This is a genomic window from Clostridium sp. FP1, assembly GCF_011065975.2.
GTDB lineage: Bacteria > Bacillota > Clostridia > Clostridiales > Clostridiaceae > Clostridium_AD > Clostridium_AD tagluense.
Genome location: NZ_JAAMNJ020000001.1, coordinates 3259409 through 3281023, shown reverse-complemented (window position 1 = coordinate 3281023; position 21615 = coordinate 3259409). Strand labels below are relative to the sequence as shown.

General features: G+C 30.2%; 19 protein-coding genes and 1 pseudogene. 13 read left to right on the top strand and 7 right to left on the bottom strand.

From position 1 onward, the window contains the following. The first annotated feature begins 294 nt into the window (after positions 1-294). The 10 genes from G9F70_RS16030 to G9F70_RS15985 all read left to right on the top strand — a co-directional run bounded on the left by G9F70_RS16030 (position 295) and on the right by G9F70_RS15985 (position 9532). Positions 295-1176, top strand: coding sequence for a GNAT family N-acetyltransferase (locus tag G9F70_RS16030; protein ID WP_164944150.1), 882 nt, complete (start codon positions 295-297; stop codon positions 1174-1176). Positions 1177-1377: 201 nt separating this feature from the next. Further along, positions 1378-1872 carry a DUF6143 family protein gene (locus G9F70_RS16025; protein WP_224617860.1) on the top strand — a complete coding sequence of 165 codons (495 nt, stop codon included), beginning with the start codon at positions 1378-1380 and terminating at the stop codon, positions 1870-1872. 1004 nt (positions 1873-2876) lie between these two features. Then, entirely contained in the window at positions 2877-4199 is a 1323-nt protein-coding gene (locus G9F70_RS16020; RefSeq protein WP_224617782.1) for an IS1380 family transposase, read from the top strand. 97 nt (positions 4200-4296) lie between these two features. Continuing rightward, complete coding sequence (locus G9F70_RS16015; RefSeq protein WP_224617619.1) at positions 4297-5103, top strand: DUF2268 domain-containing putative Zn-dependent protease; 807 nt, start codon at positions 4297-4299, stop codon at positions 5101-5103. A 170-nt stretch (positions 5104-5273) separates the two neighbouring features. Next, positions 5274-5426, top strand: coding sequence for a hypothetical protein (locus tag G9F70_RS16010; protein ID WP_164943911.1), 153 nt, complete (start codon positions 5274-5276; stop codon positions 5424-5426). Positions 5427-5610: 184 nt separating this feature from the next. Further along, complete coding sequence (locus G9F70_RS16005) at positions 5611-6222, top strand: hypothetical protein (RefSeq protein WP_224617616.1); 612 nt, start codon at positions 5611-5613, stop codon at positions 6220-6222. Continuing rightward, positions 6207-6509: a MutS-related protein gene (locus G9F70_RS16000; protein ID WP_224617614.1), complete on the top strand. Its 303-nt coding sequence runs from the start codon at positions 6207-6209 to the stop codon at positions 6507-6509. Before G9F70_RS16005 ends, G9F70_RS16000 begins: the two co-directional genes overlap by 16 nt. A 48-nt stretch (positions 6510-6557) precedes the next feature. Further along, the gene (locus G9F70_RS15995) at positions 6558-6923 is read left to right on the top strand and encodes a hypothetical protein (RefSeq protein WP_164943910.1); all 366 of its coding nucleotides are present in this window, start codon (positions 6558-6560) and stop codon (positions 6921-6923) included. Between the two features lie 313 nt (positions 6924-7236). Further along, positions 7237-8010 (top strand): RNA polymerase sporulation sigma factor SigG, encoded by a 774-nt coding sequence (gene sigG, locus G9F70_RS15990; RefSeq protein ID WP_124999171.1) that lies wholly within the window; start codon positions 7237-7239, stop codon positions 8008-8010. 178 nt (positions 8011-8188) lie between these two features. Beyond that, on the top strand, positions 8189-9532 hold the full coding sequence (locus G9F70_RS15985) for a patatin-like phospholipase family protein (RefSeq protein WP_164943909.1): 1344 nt from the start codon (positions 8189-8191) through the stop codon (positions 9530-9532). Between the two features lie 151 nt (positions 9533-9683). Here G9F70_RS15985 and pepF read toward each other — a convergent pair whose 3' ends face one another. The 3 genes from pepF to G9F70_RS15970 all read right to left on the bottom strand — a co-directional run bounded on the left by pepF (position 9684) and on the right by G9F70_RS15970 (position 13150). Next, positions 9684-11654: an oligoendopeptidase F gene (gene pepF, locus G9F70_RS15980; RefSeq protein ID WP_164943908.1), complete on the bottom strand. Its 1971-nt coding sequence runs from the start codon at positions 11652-11654 to the stop codon at positions 9684-9686. A gap of 217 nt (positions 11655-11871) precedes the next feature. Further along, entirely contained in the window at positions 11872-12318 is a 447-nt protein-coding gene (locus tag G9F70_RS15975) for an RrF2 family transcriptional regulator (protein ID WP_124999177.1), read from the bottom strand. A 121-nt stretch (positions 12319-12439) separates the two neighbouring features. After that, on the bottom strand, positions 12440-13150 hold the full coding sequence (locus tag G9F70_RS15970) for a Crp/Fnr family transcriptional regulator (RefSeq protein ID WP_164943907.1): 711 nt from the start codon (positions 13148-13150) through the stop codon (positions 12440-12442). A gap of 132 nt (positions 13151-13282) precedes the next feature. On the opposite strand from G9F70_RS15970, the pseudogene G9F70_RS15965 reads away from it, so the two are divergent. Beyond that, positions 13283-13420, top strand: a pseudogene (locus G9F70_RS15965) (FprA family A-type flavoprotein); the annotation flags it as partial. Positions 13421-13462: 42 nt separating this feature from the next. On the opposite strand, the gene G9F70_RS15960 reads toward G9F70_RS15965, so the two are convergent. Then, a complete protein-coding gene (locus G9F70_RS15960) occupies positions 13463-13762 on the bottom strand; it encodes a hypothetical protein (RefSeq protein WP_124999181.1) in 300 nt (99 codons plus the stop codon). Between the two features lie 309 nt (positions 13763-14071). On the opposite strand from G9F70_RS15960, the gene G9F70_RS15955 reads away from it, so the two are divergent. After that, entirely contained in the window at positions 14072-15736 is a 1665-nt protein-coding gene (locus tag G9F70_RS15955) for a ribonuclease J (RefSeq protein ID WP_164943906.1), read from the top strand. A 67-nt stretch (positions 15737-15803) separates the two neighbouring features. Here the strand turns inward: G9F70_RS15955 and G9F70_RS15950 are convergent, their stop codons facing one another. The 3 genes from G9F70_RS15950 to G9F70_RS15940 all read right to left on the bottom strand — a co-directional run bounded on the left by G9F70_RS15950 (position 15804) and on the right by G9F70_RS15940 (position 18824). Beyond that, the gene (locus G9F70_RS15950) at positions 15804-16919 is read right to left on the bottom strand and encodes an amidase domain-containing protein (protein ID WP_164943905.1); all 1116 of its coding nucleotides are present in this window, start codon (positions 16917-16919) and stop codon (positions 15804-15806) included. A gap of 15 nt (positions 16920-16934) precedes the next feature. Continuing rightward, positions 16935-17870 carry a M15 family metallopeptidase gene (locus G9F70_RS15945; RefSeq protein WP_164943904.1) on the bottom strand — a complete coding sequence of 312 codons (936 nt, stop codon included), beginning with the start codon at positions 17868-17870 and terminating at the stop codon, positions 16935-16937. An 84-nt stretch (positions 17871-17954) separates the two neighbouring features. After that, complete coding sequence (locus G9F70_RS15940) at positions 17955-18824, bottom strand: SDR family oxidoreductase (protein WP_164943903.1); 870 nt, start codon at positions 18822-18824, stop codon at positions 17955-17957. A gap of 1074 nt (positions 18825-19898) precedes the next feature. Between G9F70_RS15940 and G9F70_RS15935 the strand changes: the two genes are divergently transcribed. After that, positions 19899-21173: a DEAD/DEAH box helicase gene (locus G9F70_RS15935; protein WP_164943902.1), complete on the top strand. Its 1275-nt coding sequence runs from the start codon at positions 19899-19901 to the stop codon at positions 21171-21173. The last annotated feature ends 442 nt before the right edge of the window (positions 21174-21615 follow it).

The window sequence follows — 21615 nt, the reverse complement described above, 5'->3', positions numbered from 1 at the left end:
TCGTGAATCTTAGTATATATATAATCTTTGAATTTATGATAAATTATGGTATTATTAGAGCGTAAACATAAAATAAAATAAAAATGCCTGTAAAGAAGAGATCATATATCGTTAGCAGGAAGATAATTTTTGGTGAAAGTGAGTCACAGATGAAGTTTGTAGACATAGAAAATTGGGAAATAAAGTTACCACTATCTGTTTAAATTGATGTTACACTTTTAAAAAAGAAAGAGAAGTAGATTAATTAGACGAAAACAATAATTTAAATTAAGGATTTAAATATGGAGGTTAAAAATGCTGAGTTACCGTAAATTTGATAAAGAGAGTGATTATAATATTATGAGATGTATAGTGCAGCATAATTGTGCGCAAACTGGACATTTATATCCCCAGCTGCATATAGGCAATCTAGATTTTGAAAGATATGCCTTCGAAGAAAGTCCAGATATATTGTATAAGACAACATGGTTTGTGTCTGATAACAAAATGGAAATTGGTTTTATCACAGTGGAAAAAGATGAATTTTACATTACCCTTCTTTTAGAATTTGAACACCATACAGAATATATATTGGATTATATAGAACATAATTGTTTTATTCACGGGGATATCATCACAACTGATGCAAATAGTGAGGACAAGTTGTTAAGTAATATTTTGGAAGAACGAGGGTATACCAAAACAGCTAGATCTCGGTTTAATGGGATATGTGATTTATCTAAAATATCCACATGTTCGCCATTGCCAGATGGATTTAGCATGCGTCTATCGCAGATGAAGGATGTAGAAAGACGTGCAGAAATATTTGGACTCGCTACCGGAGGAATAGGAACAACAGCAGAAAGATATGAAAGAATGATGAGTTCGCCATCATATTGTTATGCAATGGATTTGGTAGTTCAGACGGATAAGGCAGAGATAATTGCTTATTGTACAATTTGGGAGGACCCTGTCAGTAAGATAGCAATATTAGAGCCTGTTGCATGCGTAGAGGAACATCGACGTAAAGGTATTATGAAAAGTACTTTGTTATATGGGATGAACCTACTGAAAGAGCGTGGAACCAAATATATATATGTTGGAACAGGAGGCAATAATATCGCTTCACAGACTTTGTACAAGAGTGTGGGCTTTTTAGAATACGGTATAAACTGTGAATGGCAGAAGACGGTATAATTTTTATTGTTTAACTTTTATAAAACTTCTTTTGAGGACATCTTTTAATTAATAATTAAAGTATTGATATTGTCACTATATGATACTAATGCAAATATCATATAAAGAGGTGATAATTTAATGAGTCACAATAATATAAAAGATATTTATGAGCCACTATTAAAAAATGTTAATATTCCGATAGAGTTATATTAATCTACAATAGGGAAATATTTTATTGGATATGCTGATAATTTAGTATTTGGACAAGATGCAAGTGCCTGGGCAAGATTATACAATCCAATTAACTCAGGCGTTATTTTGCATGTGAATGTCTGGACTGTAACGGATGTTTCAGCGTCACCTTTCCGTGCACAGTTTTGGTTTAATGTTACTCCTCCTAAGTCAGATATTAAATATGCAGATGTAACACCTACAAATTTAAATATACAACCATCGCCTAAAGCAAAGGTGGAATTAGAGTATGCATCTAATGTTATAGGTGATCCAACTGGAGGAATTAAAGCCTTCGTAAGGCGTGCCATGCCTGAAACAACACTGGTGGAAAGTGAAAATGGAAAAATAATTATTGGTGAGGGTGGTAATTTCTTAGTATTTTTATCAAATCCAGAAACATCAGAGCTTTTAACTTCAGGTAGGATGGCTTTTGGTTGGTGGGAGGAGAGTACTCGGAATAAATGTAGATGCGATGATTAATAGAGTATAAAAATGGTGATTGAACATTAAATAACAGGGGGATTACTGAAAGGTGTCTCCTTGTATTTTTAAAGTCAAATAACATTAGTTAAATGCTAGTGTTATTTTTTTATTATTTTATAAGATTAAAGAATATGTAAGGTTAGTGAAAGAGTGAAATTTCGGTTAATTTACTTTTCATGTAAATAAAGAAGGAAAATAATAGGAATTTATAGAAATATGCTTAGGGGATATATTGAACTTGTACTCTAATGTGAAACAATAATAATTTATATGTAATTTTAGGTTGCATGGAGGGGAGATTATTTTGGAAAATAAAATAATAAATTTAGCAATAAAGCAAATGAAATCCCAGAGCTGAAGCATGAAAAAACTAATTTAATTTAATGTTTTTTTTCGTGAAAACGTCATTCATCAACACAAATAGAATTTTTTATGATATAATTAAAAGTTATGTATTAATTATGAATACATACATATATCATTTAAGTAAATACATGTAAATAATTCTCTTGTTTTGCGAGAAAACACTGCACTTAAAGACCGAATTTGTAATTTTAAACCATTGTATTAAGGTGTAAATTTTTTATATATTAAAGTCTCCACGAAAAAGTTTTTTTAATAACTCATTACAATCGTTGAAATTACTAGGTTTCAAATTTCATGCTTCAGCTCTGATGAAATCCGATAGCATAAATGAGATATTTAACCAAGAATCCTTTTTTGAAGAGTACTTCAAAGTTTTTTGTGATAATAAACCCTTTGACGAAAATATTATTAATTCTATACAGCATGATTTAGATATAAATAATGTAATTAACTTATCAACCCGGATTATTCATGCAACACTAAAAAGCTATGACTTACATAGCTAAAACACTGTATTCTATAAACTTTTAATTTTTCATGAAAAAAGTGATAAAAAAGTATATGCAAAAAGCCTCAAATTTGTTATGTTTAAGTTGACAAAACAAAACACAAAAACAAAGGAGAGACTTCTTACAATGAATAGTGTAAATGAAAAATCATTAGAATTCAACAAAAAAATTAAAATAGATTTTGAAGGTGGAAATTTAACATCAGATGCAGGGCTTTTATTATATAAAGAATTTGATGAAAAAATCGGCTTTAGTAAAACAATCAAAGAAAATATTTGTATTATAGATAGCTCAGCTGACGCTAGAACACATAAAAATGAAGACATTGCGATTCAAAGAATATATCAACGAATCGCAGGTTATGATACTGATGATAATGCCGATGAACTTAGACACGATCCTACTTTTACCAATATACTTGGTAAAGAATCATTAGCCTCTCAACCAACAATTTCTAGGTTTAATAAAAGGGTTACTGTTGAAACATTAAAAAGCCATGAATATATTAATGAAACGCTACAAGATAAAATTTATTCAGTTAGAATGCCAGAGCATATTATTTTTGATATAGATTCTACGAATTTTCAAACCTATGGTGATCAATATGGTTCAGATTATAACTCTCACTATGGTTCAAATGGATATCATCCACTATTAATGTTTGATGGGCTGACAGGTGATTTAATTAAAGCGGAGCTTAGGTCAGGAAATGTCTATACTTCAAGGCAAGCAGTAAGATTTATAGGTCCTGTGCTTAAAAGATATGTGAATAAATATCCTAATACTACAAAGGTTATAAGAGGCGATAGTGGATTTGCTACTCCTGAGTTATATAAAATTTCCGAACAACTTGACACACTTTATGCAATAAGATTAAAGGTTAACTCTACATTATACAAATCAGCATGTGAATTTGCTAATGAAATGTCTAAATTGTGCAAAAGAGACTTTTGCTCATACCATGTTGTTTATGGAGAATTTAAATATAAAGCATCAAGTTGGGAAAAAGAGCGTAGGGTGGTTGTAAAAATAGAAAAGCCAGAAGATCAAATGTGCTATAACTATACGTTCATTGTTACAAATATGACATTACCTCCAGAATCCGTGGTTAAATTCTATTGCAACAGAGGTACTATGGAAAACTTTATAAAAGAAGGTAAACTCGGATTATCTTTTGATAAAATGAGCAGTACTACTTTTATAGCTAATGCTAATAAGCTTCAAGAAATGGTGCTTGCATATAATTTTAACAATTGGTTTCGAAATCTATGCTTAGATAAAACACCAATGAAAAATATGACAATTGAAACTATTCGCACAAAATTAATAAAGATTGCAGCAAAAATAGTGAAAGGTGGAAGATATCTAAAGTTTAAATTATGCAGCAGTTGCCCTTACAAAGAAGTATTTTTTAATATATTAAATAGAATTTTCTACATACCTATATAGGTTCATTTGATTTAATAATTCATTTGCAAAACTTAATAATTTAAATAATATGATTAAAACAAATTGGTGAAGTGTATACTTTTTAAAATGTAAATATATGTATAATCATATTTTATGTGATTTCTATCCAGGAAACGCGATTTTTGTAATGAAAATAAATAATAAAACTCAAATTCTATGTGTTTTTAAAATTAAACCCATAAAATTTAAGTTCATGAATAATCCGGGATCAAACACCTTGATAAACAAATTTTTAAAAAAGGTTAATATCTTATCTAGGATGAACATCAAAAGTGATATTGGCCTAATAATTTTTATTGGAGATGGGAATATAGATGGTCATAGTATTATTTTAAATAAGTACGCCTATCTTTTTATTGATTTAAATGCAATTATTTCACGTTTTGATAAAAATTATGATTTGGACGCTTTTCTATCTCACGAAATAATTCATGCAGTGCATTATGATTTAAATAAAGAGTTCTATCCAAAAAACTATAATTTAACAGAGGATAAGTATTTCAAAACATTAATTGCAGAAGGCATGGCCACATATATGAGTATATATCTATTTGGAATACCCGAGAATTCAGCGTATTGGCTTGGGTTCTTAGCAAAAAATGAAGTTGATGAATGGGTTTGTAACTGTGAAAATATGACAATGAATATAGGAATAAACCTTAAAAAATTAATTTCTAATAAAAAATTCGATAAGAACATATATGATAGATTATTTTGTATTATAAGAGCTGAAAAGTTAACCTCTTATAGGGTAGGATATTATTATGGGTGTGAAATAATAAAGATGGCATGTTATGAAAATAGTACTAATGAAGCATTTAGACTTAAATTCAATGATATTAAAAAATATGTAAATGCTTATTTTAAAATTACAATTGTATAAATGCTAATTTTATTATTCATAAAGTTCGTCATAAACAATTGTAAGAATTACTAAACAAACTTGATGAATCGTACAGGTCATGTCTATAGTTTTTTTAATTGCAGCTATAGTAATTGCTTTCAAAATATGGTATAATAAGTTAATAAAGTAACCAAGTAGGAGGCAGCGAAATGAAATTACTTTGTAAATGTGGTAATGTTGAAGATATAAAAACTGATAAGTTGATTGAAAGGTATGAATTTAAAACTATTGATGATGGTACTTTAATTTTAGTCTGCAAAAGCTGTAACGAAGTAGTATTTATAAGGTTAAAGAACAGTTAATTGAACTCTGGGGTAATCTCAGAGTTTTATTCTTACCTATTTTTACAAATAATGAAGGGAAAGATGGGTTAATGTTGAATTAATATACACCAGAGGGGTGGGGTATACATATGGGACATGTTATGGCTGGGGAAATAAGTGAAACAGCTAATACATAACAACATTAAAGGAGGAATAGGATTTAATGTCAGCGTTAAAAAAATATAAAAAGAGAAAAACTCAATATAATCTATTGGGTAAGAAGCAACAGAAGCGTATAAATAATATAAGCATCTTACGATTTGTTATTTTTGTCCTAGGGTTTATAATTTTAATAAGAACGTATACTTTGAGAAGGTATTACTTATTTGCTTTAATAGGGTTAGTTACGATTATTTTATTTTGTTATTTAGCCTATTTACATAAAATCATGGAGAATAGAAAAAAATACACAACTGCATTATATGAAATAAATGAAACTTCCATAAAACGATTTAATGGAGACTGGAAACACTTTGAAGATACTGGTGAAGACTTTATAAATGAAAATCATAACTATTCATATGATCTTGACATTTTTGGCAAGGGCTCTTTATTCCAATGGATAAATGTAGCCTATACTTATATTGGAAGAGAAAAGCTTAAAGAGATATTCACGGAAAAACCTCAAAATGAACAGAGCATATATGATAGACAATCTGCAGTTAAAGAACTTGAACAAAAGATATATTTTAGACAAAGGCTTGAGGCAGAAGGAAAAATAGTTTGCAGCAACAAACAGAATCCCAAAGAGCTTTTTTCGTGGTGTTTTTATTAGATGAAGTTTTTAAAGGAACCAATTCAAGGGATAGACACACTGGAGCTATGATTTTGGTAAAACAACTAAGTAAAACTGGAAATCTAGGATTTATATCCACACATGATTTAAAGCTTGGCGAAATGGAAAATCATAAAAATTCAAAAATTAGGAACTATCATTTTTCTGGATATTATAGAGAGAATGAAATTCATTTTGATTATAAATTAAAAATTGGAGTTTCACCTACAAGAAATGCCATGTACTTAATGAAGTTAGCTGGTATTGAAATAGATGAAAGCAATTAGATGTATATCATAAAAAATTAGTGCTACAAAGATGGGGGTATGAGAAAAGTGAACAAAGCGTGGGATACTATTATTTGTTTAGGGATAAATATGTTTATACTTGTATTATGGGGATATGAAATGTTAATCGCAAGTGATATACCAGTTGAAGTACCTTTTAATGAGGTTATGGTAATATCATTACTATTAATTTTATTTTTAATCTTATATAGTATTTATGCGAGAAATACGAAATACTTATTAATAAATTCTTTGTTGTTACTATTGCCATTATTGCTATGGTTTATATCTATGCAACAGGCATTAACATATAATTATCACAAAAATGATACATTGATTAGTATTATTGGTTTTACTATAACTATGATTGCTTTTATGCAAATAATTTATAAAAAAATCAGAAATAGAAATTAGCTCGTAACCTTCTTATTAATCGTTACAATCTGTTATATAAATAGCGGATACTTATTATGTGGTGTCTTATATAGCCATATGATTAAACCTTGATTTTAGGGACATATAAATACACTAATATTTTGAATTTACTTCTATTATTTGCATATTGGGCATTAGGAATAGGATGTATTAAACATTCAAATATATCAAAAGGCCAATAAATGTTGAATGAAAAAATTATAAGAAAATGTTTTAGGGTTGTCTGTAGTATAAAAAATAAATCATAAGGACATAATTTAAAAGCAATTACTCTGAAGGGAAGGATGACCTTATGATGTTCAATAAAGTAGAAATATGTGGAGTAAATACTTCAAAATTGCCTGTATTAAAAGAAAAAGAGAAGAAAGAGTTACTATTAAGGATACAAAATGGCGAGTATGAGTGTAGAGAAAAATTTATTGAGGGGAATTTAAGGTTGGTTTTAAGTGTCATAAAGCGCTTCAATAATAGAGGGGAAAATGTAGATGATTTATTTCAAGTAGGCTGTATTGGATTAATGAAATCCATTGATAATTTTGATTTAAGTCTAAACCTTAGATTTTCAACATATGCAGTCCCTATGATTATAGGGGAAATAAGAAGATACTTAAGAGATAATAACTCTATAAGAGTTAGTAGATCATTAAGGGATATTGCATATAGAGCATTACAAGTTAGAGATAGATTGGTAAATGAAGACAATAAAGAACCAACTATATCTCAAATAGCAAAAGAACTAAATTTACCAAGGGAGGACGTAGTATTTGCACTAGATGCTATACAAGATCCGGTATCTTTATTTCAACCAATTTATCATGATGGTGGAGATGAAATTTATGTAATGGATCAAATTAGCGACAGTAAAAACTCAGATGATAGTTGGCTTGAAAATATATCAATCAATGAGGGAATGAAAAAATTAAAAGATAGAGAAAAGTTAATTTTAAATTTGAGGTTCTTCGATGGAAAAACTCAAATGGAAGTGGCTGATGAAATAGGCATATCACAAGCACAGGTATCTAGAGTTGAAAAAAATGCATTAAAGCACATGAGAAAGTATGTATAGGGTCCCCAAAGTGGGACCCCTTTTTTAATTTTATTTTAACGATACTTTCACTTCCATACCTATAGATAAAAAACAAGTAATAAAGTTTTTTTAAACATCTAATTGTAATTATGTACTCTTTTTATTGATATAATATCAATATAGGCTTAAGGAGGAAATTTAATATGAGGAAAAAAGTATGATAAATAATGAAAAATACGGAGTTGTTTTAGGCGGTGGCGGTGCCAAAGGAGCATATGAAATAGGAGTTTGGAAAGCTCTAAGTGAATTGGGAATTTATGTGGAGGTAGTTGTAGGAACATCTGTGGGGGCTTTAAATGGAGCTATTATGGTGCAAGGAGATTTTGATATAGCTTATAACATGTGGAATGATTTGAGCATGAGTAAAATCATTAATTTTGGACAAGAAAAGAATATATTAACACACAAAAACTTAAGCTTAGTGTCAATTATAAATACTATAAAAAGTTCACTACTATCAGGTGGTATGGATGTCACACCATTAAAAGAACTATTATACACGGTGATTGATGAAAAGAAAATAAGAGAATCAAAAATTGATTTTGGAATTGTCACTTTTTCTTTAACAGATTTTAAACCAATAAATATTTTTATAAAAGATATTCCTGAAGGTAGGCTTATAGAATATTTGCTTGCCAGTTCATGTTTTCCTACGTTCAAACCTCAGATTATTGATGAAAAAAGATATGTAGATGGAGGGATATATGATAATATACCCATTTCACTAATATGCGAGAAAAGTAAAAATATCGTCATAGTAGATGTTTCTGGTTTAGGTAGGATAAAGAAGGTTGATACAAGTAATAATAAAATTATCTATATTAAAAATTCAGAATATCTTGGAAGAACACTTCAGTTTAATGAAGAAAGTTCAAAAAACAATATAGAACTTGGTTATTTTGATACTCTGAGGGCATTTGGCAAGACTATAGGAAAACAGTACTACATTGTAAATTCTGAAATTTGTAAGGGGAGCAAGAATAAATTTGTTAATGACTTAGAAGAAAAAGAAATTGAAAAAATATATGAATTTTATGGATCAAATATAAATGAAAGTAATTCAAACATTACAAGTAGCATTAAATTTAGATTATTAAGAAAAATAAGAAAATATATAACAGGTGAATTAAATGGACATAGTGTCATTATATCTATGGCCGAAATATGCTCAGAATGTTTAGGAATACATAGAATACAGATATACAGTTTAGAGCAATTAATTGAGGAAATTATGAAGGAATTTGAAAATTATAAGAAAGCAACATTGGAAACAAATAATATTTTTTCAATAAGTAAAGTGGATAGCCTTAATAAGGCATTGGTATTTTATGAACCAGATTTAAACGAAGTATCCCCCTCTATTATTAAAAAAAGAATTTTAATTGCCTTAAGTCAACCTAAATATGCAATAGCAAATTTATTTTTTTCACTATTATTAAATAGAAAATTAGAGGATGCAAAGTTAAAGGAGTTTAAAATCAAGGAAGAAATAGTTAAATAAAGATGCAATGATAATATGTTATAAAAAATCTATAAATATTTAGCTATAATATTTGGGTGCTATTCAAAAAAGCAAAGAGTGGAGCCTAATCCTAAATATTGGATAGAATTCACTCTTAACCTAAGAAATATAATAATTTTTCATCTTGTAATTATTTTATTTTACCTTGTTTTTTTAGAATAGTTTCCATTTGATCTACATATTGTCCAAATTCAGTTAATAGGTTATCTATTGAAGTTGTTTTTGTTGGATCAACTCCTGCTTTTTTTAGAGCATCAACAGGATATATAGAAGATCCTGCTTTTAAGAAATCCAAATAATTATTAACTGCATTTTTGTCTTTTCCGTCAAGTATATTTTTAACTATTTCATTAGAAGCAGCCATAGAAGTAGCATATTTATAAACGTAGAAATTGGTATAAAAATGTGGTACTTTAGCCCATCCGACACTTGACTCTTCATCTAGCATATAGCTATCACCATTGTATTTAACTTGTAAATCACCATATATTTTATTTAAAGACTTAGCTGATAAAGGTTCGCCTGCCTCTAATTTTTCATGTGCTATTTTTTCAAATTCTGAGAACATTACTTGAGTGTATACTGTTCCTTTTATATTTTCGATTAATTGGTTTAATAAATATAATTTTTCATCATCATTTTTAGCATTTTTTATTAGATATTTTGTCATTATTAATTCATTAGCAGTTGAAGCTACTTCTGCAGTAAATGTAGGAGTATTTGAGTTTCTATATGTTTGAGCTTTTCCGGCATAAACAGCATTTACAGCATGGCCCATCTCATGAGCTGTTGTTGACATTGCATCTAAAGAATCGTTATAGTTTAAAAGTATAAAAGGATGTACTCCATTAAGTCCTAAATTATATCCACCTGTTGTTTTACCTTTTGATTCATAAACATCTAACCATCTACTATCAAAACCTTTTTTTACTATAGATAAATATTCATTTCCAAGTGGTTTTAATCCATCTAAAATCATAGTCTTAGCTTCTTCATAAGGAATTGTTAATTTATAATTACCAACTAATGGAGCATATAAATCATAACCATGAACTTTATCAACATTCATAACTTTTCTTCTTAACTCTATATATTTATGAAGTGGCTTCATGTTATTATGAACAGCTTTAACTAAATTTTCATAAACCTCTGTTGGAATGCTATCTTGTGAAAGGGAAGCTTCAAGGGAAGATTTATATTTCCTAGATTTAGCTAGGAAAATATCCTTCTTAACGGAAGCTAGGTAAACAGAAGTAAAGGTATTTTGAAATTCTTCTGTTATTTTCCCATTAGCTTTAAATGCTGTTTTTCTTAACTCTCTATCTTTACCATCAAGTATGTTTGAATATACGCCTGCAGTTAATTCTAAATCTTTTCCATCTTTATCTTTTATAACTGCTTTTTTCATATCTGCATCTTTTAATTTAGTGAAAATTTCTTGTGGAGAACTAGCAAATTCTGATACATTAGCTAATATATTTTCTTCAGCAGTTGAAAGACTATGGTCCTTTTGTTTTATTAAAACATCTATAAAATGAGCATAATCTTTTAAAATAGGATTTGATACAAGTTTTTTTAATGAATCAGTACTTTGTGCCAATAATTCAGGGGTAAAGAAGGTTACAAGCTGTCCATATTCCCCATAAATACTTTCTGCTTTAGCTTTTAATTCTGTAGCTTCAGTATCTCCTTGATTTAAATCACCCTTAAATCCAGCATACCAATAAACTTTATCTAAAATACTTGATACTTGGTCATCCAATTTTAAAAACTCAAGCAATTTTTTAGGGTCATTTATTTTTCCTTTATAATCTTTTAACTTAGGTAAATATTCTTTTTCTAATTTCTCAATATCTTTTTCCCAAGCTTGTACATTTGGATAGACATCAGCTAAGTTCCATTTGTACTTGTCATCAATTTTTTGTGGTGCTGCTGGTACTGGCGCTGTTATATCCTGTTTATCTTTTGCATAAATTGTTGAATGCTTTACATTTGTATTTACCCCATTCACATTAACAAATGCAGAAGCATTAATTGATGTAGTCAAAAATATCCCAGCGGCCATGCATGATATAATAATTTTCTTTTTTGAGTTTGACATAATATCCTCCCCCACGTATTTTTTAAACATGTAAATATAATACATAAATGCAATTATATACTTAGTTTGTATATATTACAAGAGCAATGTAAAAAATAGTTTATTTTGAATTCATCATAGTTAAGAGTTCCATGAGAAATTGGAGGGATAAAAATTATCCGTGAAAATAAATGAAGAATAATAACCGTTGGGTAACCCAAGTGCTATTATTCTTCATTTATATTATAAAGTCCAAGGTATATTCTGTATTAAGGGTATTGTACTTTTCTACGAGATCTTGTAGTGTTACAGAGTCCATAACTTTATTAATTTGCTCATTAACCTTTTCCCATACCAGGGTGTTTATGCAAACTTTTATGGTTTTATCAAGGCCTAAGGCCCCATCATTATCGCCAGTAATACTTAAGTCACCTTCAAGAATTCTTAAAACTTCTCCTACAGTGATTTTTGATGCTTCTTTTGATAGGGTATAACCACCCTGGGAACCTCTTGCACTTTTTACAAGATTCGCCTTTCTAAGTACTGAGAAAACTTGTTCTAGATAATTTTCTGAGATGGCCTGTCTTTCAGCGATAACCTTTAAGGGAATATAGTCTCCCGATGAATTCACAGCGATATCAACCATTGCCCTTAAACCATATCTTCCTTTAGTAGAAATATTCATGGTAATTTAATTCTCCTTATCTATACTAAAATATACATATAATGCATAATGTAATATTTATTCATTAAGCTAAATCATACTATAATGAAAAGAATAAGTCAAATTGTGGCTATCTAAATGCTTATTCTACATAGGATTTTAGCATATCTAATTTTTCTATAATTAGCATCTTATTGCCTTTATGGCTTATAATGCCCAAGTCTTCAAATATGCTAAGTTTCCTACTTATAGTTTCCCTTGTGACTCCCACATAGCTTGCCATCTCTTCTTTACTAATAGGCAGTTTAACTTGCAAACCCTCTGAAGTGGGAACGCCATATTTTTCAGCAAATTCTAAAAGCATATATGCTATTCGAATTTCAGCATCGTTAGTAGCCAGATTCTGAGCAAGATTTTCAGTTTCACTGAGACGTTTTGTGATTACTTGTAGTAGCTTTAAAGATATTTCAGGATTATTCAGAAGAATTTCATCCATATTTTGCTTTGTTAGTGTACATATTTTTGTGTCTGATATGGCATAAACATCAAAATTATAGGTTTCATTATTGCTGAAAAGACTCAATTCTCCAAAAAAATCTCCACTAGTTAAGATATGAACAATTTGTTCTTTGCCGTCTTTTGTGAGCTTTGAAATCTTCACTCCACCTTCATTAATTATAAATAAGGTATCAGATTTATCTCCCTCGCTGCATAATACAGATCCTTTTTTGTAAGATTTATGTCCAGTCATATCTACAATTTTTTTTAGTTCCTTATCAGAAAGGAAAGAAAATATTGGTACTTTTTTAGCGCAGATTGAGGTATTACAATTTGTACAATTACATTGATTCATATATTTATCACCTACCAAATGTATTTTTTAATATTTGTTTAACTTATTTTATAATATCATCTTTAACTTAAACTGACTAATTATTATTATTAATAATCACAGTTTATTTTTTATATTTTGATTTAAATCATATTGAAAAAATATTATGTAAATAAAGATATATTATGGGTAGGTAAGGTTGATGGTAGAGATGTACCATTTCATAGATTTATACTTACTAAGGGGAGCACTTATAATAGTTATTTATTAATTAATAAAAAGCCCATGATTTTCATGAGCTTTTATTTAAAGTGATTTATTAATTTTTTGAAACTATATATTTTCGAATTCATTTAATGTTTTTAACTTGTTTTCAACTTTCATTTTCTCAACTCTTATGCTATCTAATTGTTGCATTAGTTTTTTGTTTTCTACTTTTAGTGTTTTGCTAGAATTATGTTGAAGGCCACTCTCTGCAAGCTCTAAAGAATATTGTAGTTCTTGTTCAAGCTTGTTTTTATAAGTTTCTTCAAATTCTTTTTCTACCTGAGTTAACTCTTCATTTAAAGTAGTTTTCATACTGTCAATAACCTGCCTTGAAACTTCTGATTTGATCTGCTCTTCAGTTCTCATATTAGTTTATCTCCTTATAGTTTATAGTTTTAACGGTTTTATCTATACTACTAGGGTGCTCATTAATTTTTTTAGTATTCTTTTAAATATTTTTATAAAGTAAGGTAAAGAACAGCTATGGATTTAAAGCTGAATACCTATTTAAATTATAGATGTTAGCAGTATAGAATCTACTTTGAAGCAGTTATTTTTTTGAAAATATCTTACAATAATAATTATCCAAAAGAAAGGTATTAATTTCATAATATAAGGCAAAATAAAGAAAATGAAATTAATAATTTAATCCATATAAATGAAGGGGAGGATTTAGTGAAAAGCGAAGAGTGCATCAAGGTTATTCCATTAGGTGGCCTCGGAGAAATAGGTAAGAATATAACTGCTTTTGAGTACGAGGACGAAATCATTGTTATAGATTGTGGTATCTCATTTCCTGATGAGGAAATGTATGGTGTGGATTTAGTAATTCCAGATATAACTTATTTAAAAAGTAATGCAGAAAAAGTAAAAGGTATTTTTTTAACTCATGGACATGAAGATCATATAGGAGCATTGCCCTACATTCTAAAACAATTGAATGTACCTGTTTACGGTACTAAGCTAACCTTAGGAATAGTTGAAAATAAGCTAAAGGAGCACAATATATTATCAGATTGTGAACTTCACAATGTAAATGCAGGAGACATAATAGAATTAAAGAATTTCAAAATAGAATTTATAAGGGTCACTCACAGCATAGCAGACTCCTGTGCTATTGCCATTCACTCACCACTTGGTGTCATATTACATACAGGTGATTTCAAAATAGATTTTACTCCCATTGATGGATTAGTCATGGACCTAGAACGTATTTCAAATTTAGGTAAAGAGGGCGTAATGCTTCTTATGGCTGATAGTACAAACGTGGAACGGGAAGGGCATACAATTTCAGAAAAAGCTATAGGAAAGACTTTAACTAGAATAATTTCTAATGCCGCGGGAAGAGTTATTGTAGCCACCTTTGCTTCAAATATTCATAGAATGCAACAAATTGCAGATGCTTCTGTAATGAATGATAGAAAAATTGTTTTTAGTGGAAGGAGTATGGAGAACATCTCAAAAGTGGCTATGGACCTAGGATATCTTCATATACCAGAAGAGTACATTATAAGAATGGATGATATGCAAAATTACAATAATAAAAACATTACAATAATAACTACTGGAAGTCAAGGCGAACCCATGGCAGGTCTTGCAAGAATAGCTTTTTCTACTCATAGGAAAATTACCATTGAGCCAGAGGACTTGTATATTATTTCTGCATCTCCAATTCCGGGCAATGAGAAACTTATATCTAGAGTAATAAACGAGTTATTCAAAAAAGGAGCAGAGGTAATTTATGAGGATTTAGAAGAAGTGCATGTATCCGGCCACGCCTACCAAGAGGAATTAAAATTAATCCATGCCTTAGTTCATCCTAAATACTTTATGCCAGTTCATGGTGAATATAGACATATAAGGCAACATGCTAAATTAGCACAAGGGTTAGGTATGCAAGGTGAAAATATATTTACTATGGAAACAGGGCAGATATTAGAAATTACAGTTGATGAAGCTAAAATAGCAGGGAGAGTACACACGGGAGCAGTATTTGTAGATGGTTTAGGTGTTGGTGACGTTGGAAGTATAGTGCTCAGAGATAGAAAGTACCTAGCAGAAGATGGGATGTTAACAATAGTAGTTACCTTAGAACGGGAATCCTATAGTATAATTGCAGGACCAGACATAATTACTCGTGGATTTATATATGCAAAGGAATCAGATGAATTGATTAATGAAGTAAAAGAGATTGTAAGAATTGAACTTAATAAATGCTTAGATAATAAAGTCATTGAATGGTATGTATTAAAATCTAACATGAAAAAATCTGTAGAGCGATATTTATACCAAAAAACAAATCGTAGACCAACTATTTTTCCTATTATCATGGAAATTTAAAAAACAGGTGCATCCACATGGCATATAAAAGCTGAGGGTTTAATGCCCTCAGCTTTTAGTATTTTTATTAATAATGAACTCTAACTAACCAAAATTTAATGCTCTTATCGCTCCATCCAAGATCCCAAGGTACTTTATTTCTATCTGAATTATGACAACTAACCAAGGAATATCCTTTTGAATCTGCCCCCGTCACAACAGAAATATGAGTGATGTCATTTTTCTTTTCATAGGCAACGAAATCTCCTGGCAGTAGTTTATAACTAGCCTTGTATACTTTCTCGTAGCTACCATAGGCAATTATCGATGCTCTGCCACTATTTGTCATGTATCTTTTAAATCCATCCGCATTAAGCCAACCTGTTGTTGCACCATTTTTGTCATAGTTCCAAGCAGAATTTTTTCTAAATTTCCCACCTTCAAAAAGAATTTGTGAAGCAAAGTTTGCACAATCACCACCTTGAGGATTATAGTCAACATATTTTTTGTTATACTTATATTCATTTTCAGCTTCACTTGCAGCACCGCAATATTTTTCAGCATATTCTATAGCCGTGACTCTTCTCTTGTGCAGAGTAGAAAAATCTCTTGCAGTTTGAGATAGTATATGGCTTTTTATTGAATCTACCTTAATATTATCTAAGTCTAGTGAATTAGCAAAGGGATCTTTATACCACTCTTTAGAAATTACCAAAGATCCGCCCTTACTCATAAGCTGTAAATTGTGATAGGTTCCGATTCTTGAAATATTTTCTATTTCTGGTTGATCTTCATATACATACTTATATTCTGTGGAACACAATAAATAAACAGAAAAATTATCATTACTACCTTTAATTCTTTTTACAATTACTGTTGGTGTAATATCTATAAACTTAACACCTTGTTTTTCTTCCCAATTATTAATATAATCCATCTTTCGTTTTTCATATTCATAAGCCCAAGTTCCATATTTTGTGTCCATGTTATAAATTGATTTAATTAATTCTAAATCACCGCTTAATATAGCTTTGTTTCTGCTTTGAAAAATTTTTTCTATATGACTCGTAACTTCTTTTTTTTCATCATCTGTTGCAGCGTAGGCAAAGTTAGGAGAGCATAGTTGCACCAATAAAAGAAGTATTATAAATATAAATAATCTGTTTTTGGACCATTGTATATTTGACCCTTTAAAAAAATTCATAATATTTTACTCCTATTATTTTATTAATGTATCGATTTTTTCTACGGCATTTTTTATATCAAGTTGTTTTAATGGTGCACCTTCATACCATAATTTTGTTGAATCCATACTATTTGTAAAATAGCGTGCTTTTAAAATTATTTCAGGCCTATACTCGAAATGTAGGATATCAAAGTGTGACCATTTACCGCCCCAAACAAAACCGTGGTTCTCAAAGATTTCCACAAGTTCGCTGGCATAGGAGGCTAATCTTTTTTCACCAGCTTCTTTAGAAGCCCATTTCCAATAATCTCTTTTATCACTAGCAAGATCTATAGCAATTCCAAAAGCATGAGGGCTTAACCTACTTGTGCCTGAAATTACCCGGTAATTAAAAGTACCACTGCAAGGCAAAAGGCAGGTTCTCACGTTTGGGTTTGTTTGTGCAAGGGGCATTACTTCTTTCATAACAGCTTGCAGTGAATCGGCTGCACTATTACTTATATTGAATTGATAATTGTTGTAGCCTACTTTAACTTTTGTAAGTCTAGATTCTATATCTTTTTTAGAAGAACCATAAATTTCCGTTAATAATCCATAGGAACGAGTACGACCAGGGTCATAATCTGTTTTCATAATAGTTCTAATAGGTGAAAGGGGATATATTTGTTCTAGAGTATCTTGAAGATCTGGGTTTTCTAGTTTTTCTTGTGAATTTTTTCTTATTTTGTCATCGTACAGGAGCTTCTTTCCAGACCTAAGTACTAAATATACATATCCATTTTTTTCTTCAATATTTGTAATATATTTAGGATAAGCTATCATTAGACATAGTAGGTCTTGCTTCATTGCCACATTATATATAGTAGTATTTTCCTTAGTGGAAATAGCATTTGCAACAGGGGATATTCTTATATTTATCATGATAAAAAGTAAGCTAGTAGCGAAAATTAAAGCAAAGTGTTTTTTCATAATAATAGTATCTCCTTTTCAAAAATACTTTTGCTATATATAATTGCCTATGAATTCTTATTATATGTGTGGATAAAGATGCCACTAGCCATTTATAACCACACCACCATTGACATGGATAGTTTCGCCACTTATATAGGAAGCGCCGTCAGAAGCTAAAAATACATAAGTTTCGGCAAGTTCCACTGGTTGACCTGGTCTTCCCATGGGAGTTTTGCTTCCAAATTTACCAACCTCAATGGCGCTAAATGATGCGGGTATAAGAGGTGTCCATATAGGACCTGGGGCCACTGCATTAACTCGTATTTTTCTACTTGTAAGGGAAAGAGCTAAGGAACGAGTAAAGGTAACTATTGCTCCCTTAGTTGAGGAGTAATCAATTAGTGTTTTATGTCCTTCATAGGCGGTAACTGAAGAAGTATTTATAATTGTAGCACCTTCTTTTAAATGGGGTAATGCAGCTTTTACCATATAAAACATGGCGAAAATATTGGTTTTAAAGGTTTTTTCTAGCTGCTCCACTGTAATATCTTCAATACTATTTTGCGGATGTTGCTCTGCGGCGTTGTTCACAAGAATGTCTATTTTGCCAAGCTCATTTATTGTTTTGGTTACAGCCTGATTACAAAAATTATATTCTCCTATATCTCCAGGTATCAAAATACATTTTCTACCTTTTTTTTCAATAAGTTTTTTTGTCTCTAGCGCATCTTCATGCTCATCAAGATATATTATGGCTATATCTGCGCCTTCTCTGGCATAAGACAACGCAACTGCTTTTCCAATGCCACTATCACCTCCTGTAATTAAGGCAATCTTATTCATTAATTTACTAGAACCTACACAATTTGAATTTTCAAAAATAGGTCTTGGATTCATAAGTGCCTCGAGTCCCGGCTGTTTATCTTGTGTTTGCTCAGGTACGTTGGTAGGGAAATTAAAGTTTTCATTCATAAAAATGTCTCCTTTTTTTATAGAATATATTTTGTAGCTATAGTTTATGGTAAATCGACATTTATATTCATTTCATCTACAATCTAGCAGAGCTGAAGCATGAATATTAAAATGTAGTAAATTCAATGCCTAGGGGGTCTTTGATAAAAAAGTTTTTCGCGAACGCTCTAAAATATTCAAATTTTACGGAATACAACCTTAAATATAATTCCATTTAAGGTTAATTAAAGGATAATAACATCCCATAATTATGAAATATATTGCATTTATTAACTAAAATAGTGTTTATTTGTAAAATGGTTTTATGTGTAACCATCCATTATATCATAAAAAAATGGTATATGTGTTGATTGAAGTCGTTTTCACGAAAAAAAGTTATAAAATTAAGCTGTTTTTTCATGCTTCAGCTCTGACAATCTAGCAGAGCTGAAGCATGAATTTTAAAATGTAGTAAATTCAATGGATATATCGGTTTCAGATAAAAACTTTTTCGCAAACACTCTAAAACATACAAATTTTACGCATTGACACCCTTGAATATAACTCCATTTAAGGTTTATTGTTGGAAATTAATATTCCATAATAATCAAATATATTGCATTTATTAACTTAAATAATATCTATATGTATCACGGATTTATGTGCAATCCTTTATTATATCATAATAAGTGCTACATGTGTTGGTTAAAGTAGGTTTTGCGAAAAGATTCTATAAAATTAAGTGAATTTTTCATGCTTCAGCTCTGACAATCTAGTAGAAGAATAGCAAGAAGGGTTGAAATATGTTATAATTAAAAAATATGAGTACAACGAACATTTAAATTAAAAAAATAATAAAATTAAGTTGATATAAATGAAACAAATTTATTTATACATAAAGACCTATAAAGTCAGAGTTAAAATGAAGATTAATCAGCCTAAATATACTCATATCACTAATAAAGGGTGGTTTCTTAGATGCAATATAATCATGCACGAAAGTTGTTGTTTCCAATTTTCAAGAAGATTCATAACAGGATATCAGTGATTTGCGACATTTAAAGTTCAAGACGACCACTTCCAAAGGAGAAAATAATGTTATTCGAAAACTTAAATCTCATTACGCCAATTAAAAAAGCACTAGAAACTGAAGGTTACGTAGAAGCTACACCTATACAAGAAGCTGCAATTCCTAGTATATTGAATGGAAAAGACTTTTTAGGTTGTGCTCAAACAGGCACTGGAAAGACAGCGGCCTTTGCTATTCCTATACTTCAAATTCTTTGTGGAAAGCAAAAAGTTATAAAGGGACCTAAAAATATAAAGGCCCTAATCCTGGCACCAACTAGAGAACTGGCAATTCAAATTGGAGAAAGCTTTGATGCCTACGGCAAACATATGAATCTTACTAGTGCAGTTATTTTTGGAGGTGTATCACAAAAAAAACAAACTGATGCATTAAAAGGCGGAGTAGATATTTTAATCGCAACTACTGGTAGACTACTTGACTTAATGCAACAGAAATTTATTAGCATACATCATGTGGAAATGTTTGTACTTGATGAGGCAGATCGTATGCTTGATATGGGATTCTTGCGGGATGTAAAAAAAGTTATAGCGCAACTACCTAAAATCAGACAAACCATGCTATTTTCAGCAACTATGCCACCAGAAATTTCAAAGCTAGTGGATTCTATTCTTGTGAATCCAGTAAAGGTAGCAGTGACGCCTGTTTCTTCTACTATTGAAATTATTGAACAATCAGTATATTTTGTGGATAAAAAAGATAAAAAACCTCTACTAATTCATTTGCTGCAAGATAAGTCCATAGTTTCTGCTTTGGTATTCTCAAGAACAAAGCACGGAGCAAATAAAATAACTAAAGATCTCAATAATTCTGGAATAGAGGCTCAAGCTATTCACGGGAATAAATCACAAAGTGCTAGGCAACTTGCATTAAATAATTTCAAGGCTGGTATTACAAGGGTATTAGTAGCAACAGATATAGCAGCAAGAGGTATAGATGTTGATGAATTATCTCATGTAATCAATTTTGATTTACCTAATATACCAGAAACCTATGTACATAGAATAGGAAGAACTGGCAGGGCAGGACTTGGTGGAGTAGCAATTTCATTTTGTGACGCAGAAGAAAAAGATTTCCTAAAAGATATTCAGAAGGTTATTGCAAAATCAATACCAGTAATAGAGGATCATCCTTATCCTGCAAGTAATTTACAAGCAGTAGTTACTAAGGATAGCACAAAGAAAGTTTCTACAGGAAAGTCAGGAGCAAATGGTTATGCTAGAAGGAATGAAAGAAATCAATCCGGAAGACAGCAACCTAGAAATGCTAGAGCAGCAAGATAAAATAAGATAAAATGCATAAAGCCAATGATTATATTAAATAATCATTGGCTTTACTAATCCATATTTTAAATTTCATATGGACTTACTTAGTAATCTCCGTTCTTAGCCTTAGCAATACTGCCTACGCTTAAAACCATAAATCTATTGATTAACATAACTAACATCTCCCTTTATAAGTTTAATGTTGGCTAGTTGACTACATTAATAGTATAACCCAGACTTAAAAAGATATACGCAGAAATAAAATATCTTTTAGTAGCAAGTTCTACATTTTTTATTTCACCAGTTATAATAAGGAATTGTTTAGCTTAATGAGCTACTATATAAATAGCACACTGCCATTTATATAAGTAGTAGTAGAAGATTATTGGGCTTTGCAGAAATTGTACAAATATGGTAAAATACATTTGTGCAATTATTGAATTAAAGAGTGAAAAGAGGT